This window comes from Bradyrhizobium sp. UFLA05-153 (assembly GCF_054185185.1).
The window spans coordinates 40,311-51,116 of the sequence record NZ_JBBIAM010000045.1 but is presented as its reverse complement, the minus strand read 5'-3'; the positions used below and the strand labels follow the sequence as shown (position 1 = coordinate 51,116).

At 63.8% G+C, this 10,806-nt stretch carries 13 protein-coding genes; 4 read left to right on the top strand and 9 right to left on the bottom strand.

Going from position 1 to position 10,806, the window contains the following annotated elements; genetic code table 11:
* Nucleotides 1-248 precede the first annotated feature (248 nt).
* Nucleotides 249-647, top strand: coding sequence for a hypothetical protein (locus Q2941_RS25335; RefSeq protein ID WP_027525614.1), 399 nt, complete (start codon nucleotides 249-251; stop codon nucleotides 645-647).
* A gap of 95 nt (nucleotides 648-742) precedes the next feature.
* On the opposite strand, the gene Q2941_RS25330 is transcribed toward Q2941_RS25335, so the two are convergent.
* The 3 genes from Q2941_RS25330 to Q2941_RS25320 all read right to left on the bottom strand — a co-directional run bounded on the left by Q2941_RS25330 (nucleotide 743) and on the right by Q2941_RS25320 (nucleotide 3,884).
* Complete coding sequence (locus Q2941_RS25330; RefSeq protein ID WP_198031848.1) at nucleotides 743-916, bottom strand: hypothetical protein; 174 nt, start codon at nucleotides 914-916, stop codon at nucleotides 743-745.
* Between the two features lie 309 nt (nucleotides 917-1,225).
* Complete coding sequence (locus Q2941_RS25325) at nucleotides 1,226-3,067, bottom strand: outer membrane protein assembly factor BamB family protein (RefSeq protein WP_458194041.1); 1,842 nt, start codon at nucleotides 3,065-3,067, stop codon at nucleotides 1,226-1,228.
* 100 nt (nucleotides 3,068-3,167) lie between these two features.
* Nucleotides 3,168-3,884, bottom strand: a complete 717-nt coding sequence (locus Q2941_RS25320; RefSeq protein ID WP_458194040.1) for a class I SAM-dependent methyltransferase — start codon at nucleotides 3,882-3,884, stop codon at nucleotides 3,168-3,170.
* A gap of 100 nt (nucleotides 3,885-3,984) precedes the next feature.
* Between Q2941_RS25320 and Q2941_RS25315 the strand changes: the two genes are divergently transcribed.
* Nucleotides 3,985-4,719, top strand: coding sequence for a dienelactone hydrolase family protein (locus tag Q2941_RS25315; RefSeq protein WP_458194039.1), 735 nt, complete (start codon nucleotides 3,985-3,987; stop codon nucleotides 4,717-4,719).
* Between the two features lie 14 nt (nucleotides 4,720-4,733).
* Here Q2941_RS25315 and Q2941_RS25310 read toward each other — a convergent pair whose 3' ends face one another.
* From Q2941_RS25310 to Q2941_RS25295, 4 genes are all read right to left on the bottom strand, one after another.
* Entirely contained in the window at nucleotides 4,734-5,453 is a 720-nt protein-coding gene (locus Q2941_RS25310) for a class I SAM-dependent methyltransferase (protein WP_458194038.1), read from the bottom strand.
* A 260-nt stretch (nucleotides 5,454-5,713) separates the two neighbouring features.
* On the bottom strand, nucleotides 5,714-7,411 hold the full coding sequence (locus Q2941_RS25305; RefSeq protein WP_027525618.1) for a methyl-accepting chemotaxis protein: 1,698 nt from the start codon (nucleotides 7,409-7,411) through the stop codon (nucleotides 5,714-5,716).
* A gap of 154 nt (nucleotides 7,412-7,565) precedes the next feature.
* Nucleotides 7,566-8,102 carry a GNAT family N-acetyltransferase gene (locus Q2941_RS25300; protein WP_198031849.1) on the bottom strand — a complete coding sequence of 179 codons (537 nt, stop codon included), beginning with the start codon at nucleotides 8,100-8,102 and terminating at the stop codon, nucleotides 7,566-7,568.
* A 43-nt stretch (nucleotides 8,103-8,145) separates the two neighbouring features.
* A complete protein-coding gene (locus tag Q2941_RS25295; RefSeq protein ID WP_254111815.1) occupies nucleotides 8,146-8,310 on the bottom strand; it encodes a hypothetical protein in 165 nt (54 codons plus the stop codon).
* A gap of 107 nt (nucleotides 8,311-8,417) precedes the next feature.
* Between Q2941_RS25295 and Q2941_RS25290 the strand changes: the two genes are divergently transcribed.
* Entirely contained in the window at nucleotides 8,418-8,813 is a 396-nt protein-coding gene (locus tag Q2941_RS25290; RefSeq protein ID WP_458194037.1) for a hypothetical protein, read from the top strand.
* Nucleotides 8,814-9,103: 290 nt separating this feature from the next.
* The gene (locus tag Q2941_RS25285; RefSeq protein ID WP_027525621.1) at nucleotides 9,104-9,358 is read left to right on the top strand and encodes a hypothetical protein; all 255 of its coding nucleotides are present in this window, start codon (nucleotides 9,104-9,106) and stop codon (nucleotides 9,356-9,358) included.
* Between the two features lie 9 nt (nucleotides 9,359-9,367).
* On the opposite strand, the gene Q2941_RS25280 is transcribed toward Q2941_RS25285, so the two are convergent.
* On the bottom strand, nucleotides 9,368-9,607 hold the full coding sequence (locus Q2941_RS25280) for a hypothetical protein (RefSeq protein ID WP_027525622.1): 240 nt from the start codon (nucleotides 9,605-9,607) through the stop codon (nucleotides 9,368-9,370).
* 206 nt (nucleotides 9,608-9,813) lie between these two features.
* Nucleotides 9,814-10,521 carry an outer membrane protein gene (locus Q2941_RS25275; RefSeq protein WP_458194036.1) on the bottom strand — a complete coding sequence of 236 codons (708 nt, stop codon included), beginning with the start codon at nucleotides 10,519-10,521 and terminating at the stop codon, nucleotides 9,814-9,816.
* Between the last annotated feature and the right edge of the window lie 285 nt (nucleotides 10,522-10,806).

Sequence of the window (10,806 nt, the reverse complement as noted above, 5' to 3'; positions counted from 1 at the left end):
CTCCGGGGGGTCCTATTTCGGCACCGGCGATCCCTTTGTTATATCACGATTTCTGGTCTTTCTTTTTACATTTTCTTTTTCTTTCAATCATTTATACAGCTTTCTTCGGGCCGCCGGGCCACCGACGATATCTGGGGCCAAGGGTTTTGTAAACCGAAGGTCGGGGGTTCAATCCCCTCAGCCGGCACCACTTCGCCCAACTGAAAATTATACCTTGGCTCGGCAAAGGTTTCAGTCGCGACGGCCTCATGTCAGAAGATTTCTCTCGGCTCGACGAGTTTTTTCACGCGAAAGTCGATGCGCCTGACGAGGCTTTCGATCTGATCTTCATGTTGGACGCCGATGACTGGGTGGCGCTCGATCTAGCTTGGTCAGAACGACCAGCGCATTGGCGGCGAGACTGTGCCTATGTACTCCATTATGGGCCACCCGCGGGATGCATACCTCTCTTGCAGCGAGCGATCTTTGATCTTGAAGAGGATGTCGCGATTGAGGCGGCGATTAGCCTGTCCATCCAATTACGTGAGACGGGACACACGAGTGTTTCTGAAAATGTTGGAGCCAAATTCATCGAACTCGCGGGGCGCCCCGATGCAAAGGACCATGAGGAGCTGCAGCAATTGGTGAGAACCATCGACAGCCTTTGACGTCCGACCGCCATCGAGGAACGCTCCGTGCGGACCGCGGGTTCAATCCCACTCAGCCGGCAGCAGCTTCCCGGCCGAATACTGGCCTGCTCGCCTCATCCATCCGGCTTGACTGTACTGGCGGCGCGATCGCGCAGCAGGTCGGCTTCGAGATCGAGGACGATGTGTTGCAACAGACGCGCGGCAAGCGGGTCCGTCACCTCCTGCGCCAAAATCCTGTAGCGGGCGATCTCGCTTTCACGCTCGTCGAAACCTGCATCTGTGACCATCGCTGCACCCTCCCAGCAGACTGACGCGAAGGGCCCGCAGATCGTTTCGCTAGAATTTTCCGATCATTTTTCATGGTTCACAGCTCGTAAATAATGTCGACTGGCGTTCGTCCCGCAGCAGGACAGTCTCGAGACGATCAAAAAAAACGGCCTCAGCATCTGGGGGCCCTGGTGGAGGCTTAATGCTGAGGCCGCACGTCCGCGCCGGTGTCAAAACGGCACGCCGGCAAGCTGCTCTGCTTCGCGGGTTCCCGCACTTGCTTATGTGAATCCGGTTGCGCCCCGCTCATGAGCCACAGGCGCCCAACTTCACTTCCCCACCTCAAACGCCAGCAGCACGTTACCGGCGGTGCCACTCCATTGGCCGTAACCAGAGTTGGTGTAGAGCATGCCGTCGACGATCACCGGGCCCGGGCCATCGATCGCACCTCCGAACGCCGGAACGCCATTGACGGCCTTGTAGTCCCGCGAGGTGTCGAACTCCCAGAGCAGCTTTGCATCCGCCGTCGCATAGGCGCGCAAGTAACCGCTGACGCCGCCGGAAAACACGACGCCGGGAATGACGCTGATTGCCGCCGACAGCGCGGGGCTGCATTGCGGGCGCCTGCCGCAAGGCACCGGCGCCACCTCCGTCAAGACCTTGCCGCTCGCGAGATCGAGCGCGAACAGGCCGCCGCCTTGCGTGGAGTCCAGCCGCCGCGTGCCGTCGCGCAGGAAGCGCACGTCGGAGAGCGCGACATAGATGCGGTCCTGGTCTGCAGCCGAGCCCCATTCGGTGCCGCCGAGCGGGCCGCCCTTGCCGATCCGCGTCTGCCAGAGGATCTTGCCCTCGTTATCCGGATCGAGCGCATGCACGACGCCGGACTTTTGGCCGATGACGATGACGCGCTTCCCGTCGTGCAAGGTCACCAGGATCGGCGACTGGCCGAAATCATGATCCGGCCCGTGATCATCGGGACAATTGGTCTGGTTGGCACCGAAGCAGGCCACGACGAAGGCGTCCTTCGGCGACGCCTGCTGCTTCCAGAGCAGCCGTCCCGTCGCAAGCTCGAACGCAAGCACCGCATCGGCGGTCGCGGCTGGCGGGTTCGAATAGGAATTGCCTGTCGCGACATAGATCGCGTTGCGCTGCGTGTCGATCGTCGGCGCCGACCAGATGGCGGCCCCCGATGGGCCATAGAGCTGCGTGCCGCGCGCGTTCCTCGTCGTTGGATGCGGCACCTCGGGGATCGTGTCGGCCTTCCAGATCAGCTTGCCCGTCGCAGCCTCCAGCGCGACGAGGCTGCCGCGGAAGGTGCAGCATTCATAGCTCGGCTCCGATCCGGCCACCTCCTCCAGCGAGGAGACCGGCACATAGAGCACGCCGGAATGGAACACCACCCCGCCGGTGATCCGCGCGGCTGGATGCTCCTCCACGTTCACCTTCCAGATCAGCGCGCCGGTCAACGCGTTGACGGCATAGGCATTGGCGCGGCCATCGCCGAAGAAGACGGCGAACTGATCCGTGCCCGGGACCTGTCCGAAGCTGATCGACCCGCGAACCGCAAGGTCGCTCGCAAACGTCCACAGCGTGCAGCCGCTCTTCGCATCGAGTGCCCGCACCTTTCGATCGGGGCCACCGACGAACAACAGCCCGCCGACGACCGTCGGCTGCGCAAAGGAGAGCGTCGCGCCGGGAAATGCATACGCCCATTTCAACGTCAGGTGCGGCACCTGTTCTGCCGTCAACCCGGCCATCCCGGCCGGCTGGAAGCGGCTGTTGTTGAGATCGGCGCCCCAACCATTCCAGCGCGGCCCGTCGATGCTTTTCGGAAAGGCGGTGAAGGCTTGCGTGCAGTGGCCCGACGCGTCGGCGGCCGCAGCCGCGCTGCTCACGGCCGCTTTGCCGGTGACGAAGGATGCGATCGCCTTGCGCTCGTCATCGTTGCGCCCCCGCATCATCGCCGCCATGCTGCCGGTGCTGAGCGCCGCCAGCACCTGCTCGAACGACATCGCCTGCATCGCGCTGCGAGGCGGCACCCGGCTCTGCGCTTCGCTGCTATCGTGGCATTGCGCGCAATGTGCGGCATAGAGCGCGGCGCCATCCTGCTGCGCGATCGCAGGGGCGCCGCAAGAGATCAGCAACAAGGCCACGATCGCGTTCAGCTTCATCGTTCCCCCCGGCAAGAGCAGCGAAGCGAAATCCCGTCACGCAAGACGAAGTGTAGTGCGAAGCCGGTGGAGGATGCAACCGACGTTGCGGCGAGGCGCGTCACACAGCCTTCGCAATGTCTCCTGCCTCACTGGACAGATCGGCAAGCCGCCACAGCCCGAGGCTCTTGTCCCGCCAGCCGCCTCCGCTCTCCTCGCAACGCTCGTTGATCAGCTCCAGCGGCGCCGGCCAGGCGAACGGCGCCCGCTGGAGATTCAATGCGCGCCAGTCGCCATCCTCGCAGTCGAGGTTGTCCTGCCATTCCGGAAACGTGGTGGCCAGCAGGAAACGTGCACCGCTGGCGCGGAAACGTCCCAGGGCGCGGGAGATGTTCTGAAAGCTCAGATGCACCAGGCAATCCCTGCACAGAATGATGTCGGCCTGCGGCAGCTCATCTCGCGTAATGTCGGCGCTGATGAAACGGCCCAGCAGCTCGCCCTGCTCCACCCGCCGGCGGTTGCCTTCGATCAGAGACGGCACGATATCGACGCCGATATAGTCGACTTCGAGCCCGCATTTGCCGATCCAGCCGGCATCCCCGCAGGGCGCATCGAGCAGCGAACGCACGCCGAGGCGTCGGAGCAAAGGCGGCAGCGCTACCTTGATCGCGGCGGTGGCCGGGTCTTCGGAGCCGAGCCCCGACACCGAGGTCGAAGCGCCCCACAGATTGGTGCGGACGATGCGCTCGAACCGTCCGGCAAGATCGAGACCGGCAAAATTCTCGCGGTCGGCGAGGAAGCGCTGGTGAGCAAGCACGGGCGGACGATCGGGGATCATCGGCAAGACCTCGAGAAAAATGTACGGTCAAATTTCCGTCGCGGGTGCACTATACAGGCGGCGCTTCCCGATCGGAATTCCGCTTGAAGAGAGCTGAGTGATGATCACGCGACGAACCACCCTTGCAGGCCTGGCCTTGCTCTCGCTGTCGCCAGCGGCGCGCGCCGAGCCCGGCAACGACGCCATGACGCGTTATGCCGCGGAGGTTTCCGGAAAACGCCCCGCAGTGATCCTGCAGCACGGCTCGCGTGGCATCGAGCTCAGGCGGCGCGCCTATGAGCGATATGCCGATGCGACGCTTTCGGCCAAGGGCATCGATGCCTATTTGCTCCGCTACATGACTGAGCACGACACGGCGACGCTCACGTCCAAGACCAGCACGAAGGCGAGCCGCGAGACTTTCGAGACGAAGCGGTTCGACGGCTGGTCGGACACGGTCTCCGCCACCGTGACAGCCATCCTGGGGCAGCCCGACAGCTCGGGGCGTATCGGCCTGCTCGGCTTTTCGCTCGGCGGCTTCATCGCCGCCAACACAGCCGCGCGCGACGAGCGCATCGCCGCGCTCGCCGTGCTCTATGGCGGCATGCCCGATGCGATGGCCGGCAAAGTCAAGCACCTGCCGCCGACGATCGAATTGCACGGCGAAGCCGACCAGAACGTTTCGATCGCCAACGGACGGAAATTGATCGAGCTTGCGAAGTCCGTCGGTGCGGAGACCGAGTTCGTACCCTATCCCGGCAAGCCGCACGGCTTCGACTTCTCCGACACCGATCCGATGACCACCGATGCGATCGACCGCGTCAGCAGGTTCTTTCAGGCGCGGCTCGCCAGCTAGATGACACAGCGCGATCAAGCCGGCTTCTGCCACTCCATGATTTGGAAATACGGCACGCGGCGATGCATCGCGTTCCTTTCGGGATCCCCGCCCATGGGCTGAGGCTCGCTGAACAGGCGCAACTGGAGGCCGTGATCGAGCAGCAGCGTCATGTATGTGCTCAGTGGACGGTGCCAGTTCTGGATCCGGATGCCGCGCCAGGCGACCCAGATCGCCCGCTCGTCCATGTAGTGATCGATCGGGAAGCGCAAGGTGCCCTCGCCGTCGCTGATCCATCCATCCGGCTGGCCGGCGGTGTTGAAGCTCGTCAAATTGGCGATCAGGAGCGTGCCGCCTGGCCGCAGCGCCGCCACCATCTTCGCGATTCCCCTGCCGAGATCCGGTATATCGATCAGGCTGAGATAGCTGACCACCAGATCGAAGAACGCATCGACATCCATCGTTTCGGCGCGGCCGAGCCGATAATCGCCATGAGGGTCCAACTCTCTGGCGCGCGCGAGCAGCGCCTCGGTCGGGTCGATGCCGGTGGTGGCGATGCCGGCGCGCTGCATGATGCGGCAGAAGCGCCCCTCACCGCAGCCGACATCCAGCGCACGGTGGAAGCCGCGTCCCTCGATCCGAGCCCACATCGGCGCGTCCAGCACGAAGCGGCGGCCATAGTCGCCCTCGTCCCCCTGCTCCACGATCCATGCAGACGCGGAAGCGGCCCAGCCGTCGCTGACATCGTCGCTCATGGCTTGACCTTCAGGAATGGATGTTGGCCGCTTACTTCGCGGAGCGGCCATTAACCACACGTTGGATCGAAGTTCAACATGAGCTAACATGCGCACCGCATGCGCCCCTATTCCAACCAGGAGAGAGCCAAGATCACCGCTGGTGCGGTCGCGGCCGTCGTCGCGACGGGCATGCTGTTCGTGGTCGTGTTGGCTCTGCTGATTGCGCCATAAGGTCTGCGGCGCCGGCGGCGCAAGGCCGCCGGATCACAAGAGCCCGACTAACCGGCGCGCACCGTCGACAGGAATTTGCCGACTTCGAGCTTCAGCCGGTTGCTGTCGGTGGCCAGCATCTTCGCGGTCGAGAGCACCTGCGAGGAGGCCGAGCCGGTCTCAGCAGCGCCGCGCTGCACGTCGCTGATGTTCGTGGAAACCTGCTGGGTGCCGTGGGCGGCCTGCTGAACGTTGCGTGCGATCTCCTGCGTCGCGGCGCCCTGCTCTTCCACCGCCGCGGCTATCGTCGAGGAGACTTCCGACAGCCGCTCGATGGTCGCGGAGATCTCACGGATCGCCGTCACCGAATCCTGGGTGGCGGTCTGGATGCCGGAAATCTGCTGGCTGATCTCGCCGGTCGCCTTCGCGGTCTGCTCGGCCAGCGACTTGACCTCAGAGGCGACGACCGCAAAGCCGCGGCCGGCCTCGCCTGCGCGCGCGGCCTCGATGGTGGCGTTCAGCGCGAGCAGATTGGTCTGGCCGGCAATCGTGTTGATAAGCTCGACGACGTCGCCGATCCGCGTCGCCGCGGTCGAGAGCTGGCTGACCCGCTCGGTTGTCGAGCGCGCCTGGCCCACCGCATCGATCGCCATCCGCGCGGATTCCTGCACCTGGCGGCTGATCTCGTTGACCGAGGACGACAGCTCCTCGGTCGCGGTGGCGACCGACTGGACGTTGCCGGTGGCTTCACCCGAGGCCGCCACGACGACCGACGTCAGCTGCTGCGCGCGCTGCGCCGTGGTCGCGAGCGTGGAGGAGGACGCTTCGAGCTCGGTGGAGGCGGAGCCGACGGTGTCGATGATCTCGCCGACCGCGCGCTCGAAACCGTCAGCAAGGTTGAACATGTCCTGGCGGCGCTGCGCGGCGGCCTGCCGCTCGGCGTCCTCCTGCGCCTTCTTGAGCCGCTCGACCTCGAGCGCATTGGTCTTGAAGATCTCGACCGTCTTCGCCATCTCGCCGATCTCGTCGCGGCGATCCTTCTCGGTCACCTCGGTCGAAAGATCGTTCCGGGCCAATCCCTCCATCGCGAGCTTGAGCCGGGCAATCGGCTGCGACATCGCCTTGAGGCCGATGAAGAGCGCGATGACGACGCCGAGCAGCAGACCGGCGGCGCTGACGCCGATCACGGTCCTGATCGAGGCATGTGCCCCAAGGCCGATCTCCTCCTTGCGCTTGGTGACGAGCGCGCCGTTCTGAGCTACGAATCTCGCGATGTCGGCGAGCGCTGTATCCATCAGAGGATCGCACTCCTTGTGCGCGCGGTCGGCAGCCTTGGCATTCTCCTCCGACGTGCTCGCCCTGGCACCGGCTTCGAGCACCGGGTCGCACACGGCAAAGACGCCCTTCAACTTGTCGCCGATAGCGCGAAGTTCTCCGGCGTGGCCCACATCTTCCTTGATCGCTGCGTCGAGAAAGCCTGCGATCGGATCGCGGTTCTCGCGCGCCGTCTTCAAACGCCTTGCATTGCCCTCCTCGGTCGTCTCCGTCAGCGTCGCGTAAAGCGCCGCGTGATAGGTCTCCATCCGGCGTTGCGCGCGCGTGAGGTTGAGCGCCGCCGACTGTGCGTCCGACAACTCTGCATAGCCCTCCACCGTCGAGGAAAGCTGGACGGCACTGAATGCCGCTACGCCCAGGAGCGCACAGCCCAGCGCGGTAACGATCAGGCCGACCTTGAAGACAATCTTCAGATTATTCAAAAAGCTCATCGCAACTTGTCCGGTTAGAGCCAACGGCGTGGAACCCGGCAGGGAACCCGACCAATGGAACCCAACGGACGTTAAAATTTGATACAATATGCCGCGCGTAAAATTACGGGAAAATAGCATTTGGCCCAAGCTTCGTAAGCTTCGTGTAAGCTTTCTATGGCTGCGGCGACATCGACCGGATCGTGCGCGACATGAAGGCGGTTCGTCCAAAACCCTTCCAGTCGGTGTGCTCGACGAGATCCCAGCCGAGCCGCTGATAGAACCCGGCAGCGCTGATCGTGTAGAGGAAGATCCGCGCAAAGCCGCGCAGGTGGGCCTGCGCCTCGATCGCGCGCACCAGAACGGCGCCGGCCCCATGCCGCCGATGCTCGGGCGTCACGAACAATCCTGCCAGCCACGGCGACACCTGGTGATTGGGCGCGATCTCGGAGGGCACCAGCAGGCAGGTGCCGACCGGCACCGTGCCACGCTTGGCAATCAGCGCCACCTGCCGCGTCTGGTCCGCCGCGAAGCGATTGAGCGCGCGTCGCTCTTGCTCGACACTCGCCTCGAGCACCGAAAACGTCTCCGCGCGCCAGCGCGCGCAGATGTCGATCTCGGGCGTGTCGGGGTTGACGATGTAGGTCTCTATCTCGGCAATTTCCATCTCGGTCATGGCGCCGATAAGAGCCGAGGCCGTACGAACGCGCAAGCTGTGCGCGGACACAGCTACAGCCTGAGCGAGGGTGCCGTGCTCAGGTCGGGGATGCTTCCGTCCCCTCCTCGTGGCGGTCCTGCGCGCGCGCAAGCTCATCGGCGAATTTGAGCACGAGCCGCCGCTTGTCGGGCGGCAGGAGCAGAAAGGCGCGCACCAGACACAGGCCCTCGGCCTCTTCCGACCGTTCGTCCTTTGGTTTCATTGCCGCAGTTTCGGGCGACCGGGAAAAATATGCAATCCCCTGCAAGCAGGCATGCCTTGATTCGGAGCAGCCGGTTTGCTGGAATGGGCTGTGCGCAGAGGTGGACCATGAAGTGGATCAGGGAACGCGATGCGCTGATCGCGCAGACATTGGCCTTTGTTCAATCCGTGACCGGGCGGAAGGAGGAGCAGCTTCCGACGGAGCCTGCTGCCGCACCCCCTCCGCTAGCCGTGGAGGTCACCTCCGTGGTGGTGATCGAAGAGGTCCGTGAGGCCGACCAGCCGCCGCAGGCGGCGCCCACGCCCCAGCCCTTCCAGGTCGCGCCGCCCAGAGGATCGGGCGATTTCCGCAGCGAAGTGCAGGCCAGGGTTGCCAACTTCCGCAAGCATCAGGAGCGTTTCGAGCGCGAGCGTGAGGAGTTTTGCCAGTCGACCCTCGCCAAGGTCAGGAACGCCATCCACAATCCCCCGCCCCGGCCGCCAGCCGGAAGCTCAGGCCATTAGAGCCAGGACCAGACCAGCAGCAGATTGGCCGCGCAGGCGCCGATCAGCGCCAGCGTAAGCGGCAGGAGCATGTGCTCGCAGGAGGTTTTCAGGCCAGTCGTCATGGCCAGAAACATCCGCTGATTCCAGCCTGGGAGTCCCAGGGATTCTTTTTTTTGGGATTCAGGACTCGTTTACGACTCAAGGCCCGGTCGAAATGTTCACGGATCCGTGATCACGCGCCATCCGGTCAAGCCAGGCTGAAACCCTCAATCCTTTCGAGCGTTAAGGCCGTTCCGGAGGCAGGACCGATGCCCTACGCATTGTTTTGCAACGACGCGCAACTCAGCAAGGCCTACCCAAGCGAGGCCGATGTCTGGAAAATTGCGCAGGAGAGCGGCCTGGTCGTGGATGTCGCCACCGACCAGGACAGGCCGGGGCCGCGCCGCGTCCTGGACAATGATTATGAGATCAAGCCGTGCCGCACTGATCCCGGCGAGGATCCTGCCAAGAACAAGGCAGACGCGGAGCGACAATCCAGGATGGAGCTGCAGTTCAATTCGTGAAGACGCGCTTCAGGGCGTTGCGATCGCCAGCGATGCCTGCTCGCCCGACAACACCACGCAGGCCTTGCGCCGATGCAGGCCGCGGATCGCGCCCGTGACCTTCAGCACCCGGCCCGGTCCGCAGGCGAAATCCTGCACGAAGGCCACCTCATAGGGCGCCAATACCAGCGGTTCGGATTTGAGGATCGTCTGTGCCGAGCACGGCAGCGTGACGAATAACGAGATCACCACCGACGCCAAGATACGCATGTTCGTCATCTCACCCAGCCCGGCAATCACATAATAACGCGTTCCGGCGCGCGTGTTCCGTAAGTGGCAAAAATTATTTTTGCTTTACCGCAGGCCCATGACGCCGGTGAGACCACGCTGGTGAGACCACGCTGGTGAGACCAGCTTCCTAAAAAACAAAGGCCGGCAAAGCCGGCCTTTGCAGTCTGTCGTTTGCTGCCCGAGGATCAGTAACGCGAGGCGGCCGGGCCGCCCCAGCCGAAACGATAGTTCACGCCGACCTTGACGGTATGCTCGTCCTCCCGGCCGCGGACGCCGACGACGTCGGCCGGGCCTGCGGTGACGGTGGTGTTGCCGAAATTATAATACTGGTACTCGGCCTTGGCCGACCAGTTCGGCGCGAACATGTATTCGAGGCCTGCACCCAAGGTGTAACCGTCCTTGTTGTTGCCGGTGGTGGTGACCGCGGTGGGCACGCCGCCGACGCTGGCGCCGAAATTGTTGTTGCGCCAGGCGTAGCCGCCCTTGGCGTAGACCAGCGCCGGGCCCCAAGTGTAGCCGAAGCGGCCCGTCACCGAGCCGAGCTGATCGGTGTTGGAGGTAACCAGTGTGCCGGCCGGAAACACCGCGCCGTGGTTGTTGGACGGCAGCCAGGAGTACTGGGCCTCGATACCCATCACCCAGTTGGGCGCGAACTGGTAGTCGAAGCCGCCCTGCACGCCGCCGAGAAAGCGGGCGTCGCTCGACTGGAAGGTGTTGTCGCCGGCGAACGCACCGCCGACATGGCCGCCGATGTAGAAGCCGGTCCAGTTATAGATGACCTGCGGCGGCGTATAGGCCGGAGCCTTCGTGTAGGGACGCGCCGGTATGTCGGCTGCGGCGGCTGGCGCTGCCAGCGCAAGCACTGCGGCTGCGCCAAGCAAGAACGTCTTCATGGATGATCCCCGTTATCTCGAATTCACCCTCAGCAAACAACGTGGCCTGAATTTGGTTGCTTCGCGGCGATGCCGGAGCCTTGATCGTTCGGCGCAGTGACGAGGCCGCATCAACGGTTTTTGTTCCCCGGCGTTCCCTCATCACGACAGATTTTTTCGCTCGCGCGCACACTACCGTGATGATTTGTCGCAAGGAAAAACGCCCCCGTTCAAAGCTCCCCGAAATGTGATCAGCGGATTCCAGTCGCTCCTGTCCTAGCAGGCGCCGGTGAAGACGCGCTTTGC

Excerpts from the sequence above, each read along its gene's own strand:
- Q2941_RS25335 (WP_027525614.1), top strand. The coding sequence starts at position 249 with ATGTCAGAAGATTTCTCTCGGCTCGACGAGTTTTTTCACGCGAAAGTC.
- Q2941_RS25310 (WP_458194038.1), bottom strand. The coding sequence starts at position 5,453 with ATGAGCGACGATGTCAGCGACGGCTGGGCCGCTTCCGCGTCTGCATGG.
- Q2941_RS25285 (WP_027525621.1), top strand. The coding sequence starts at position 9,104 with ATGCCCTACGCATTGTTTTGCAACGACGCGCAACTCAGCAAGGCCTAC.
- Q2941_RS25325 (WP_458194041.1), bottom strand. The coding sequence starts at position 3,067 with ATGAAGCTGAACGCGATCGTGGCCTTGTTGCTGATCTCTTGCGGCGCC.
- Q2941_RS25295 (WP_254111815.1), bottom strand. The coding sequence starts at position 8,310 with ATGAAACCAAAGGACGAACGGTCGGAAGAGGCCGAGGGCCTGTGTCTG.
- Q2941_RS25315 (WP_458194039.1), top strand. The coding sequence starts at position 3,985 with ATGATCACGCGACGAACCACCCTTGCAGGCCTGGCCTTGCTCTCGCTG.
- Q2941_RS25305 (WP_027525618.1), bottom strand. The coding sequence starts at position 7,411 with ATGAGCTTTTTGAATAATCTGAAGATTGTCTTCAAGGTCGGCCTGATC.
- Q2941_RS25275 (WP_458194036.1), bottom strand. The coding sequence starts at position 10,521 with ATGAAGACGTTCTTGCTTGGCGCAGCCGCAGTGCTTGCGCTGGCAGCG.
- Q2941_RS25290 (WP_458194037.1), top strand. The coding sequence starts at position 8,418 with ATGAAGTGGATCAGGGAACGCGATGCGCTGATCGCGCAGACATTGGCC.
- Q2941_RS25280 (WP_027525622.1), bottom strand. The coding sequence starts at position 9,607 with ATGCGTATCTTGGCGTCGGTGGTGATCTCGTTATTCGTCACGCTGCCG.
- Q2941_RS25330 (WP_198031848.1), bottom strand. The coding sequence starts at position 916 with ATGGTCACAGATGCAGGTTTCGACGAGCGTGAAAGCGAGATCGCCCGC.
- Q2941_RS25320 (WP_458194040.1), bottom strand. The coding sequence starts at position 3,884 with ATGATCCCCGATCGTCCGCCCGTGCTTGCTCACCAGCGCTTCCTCGCC.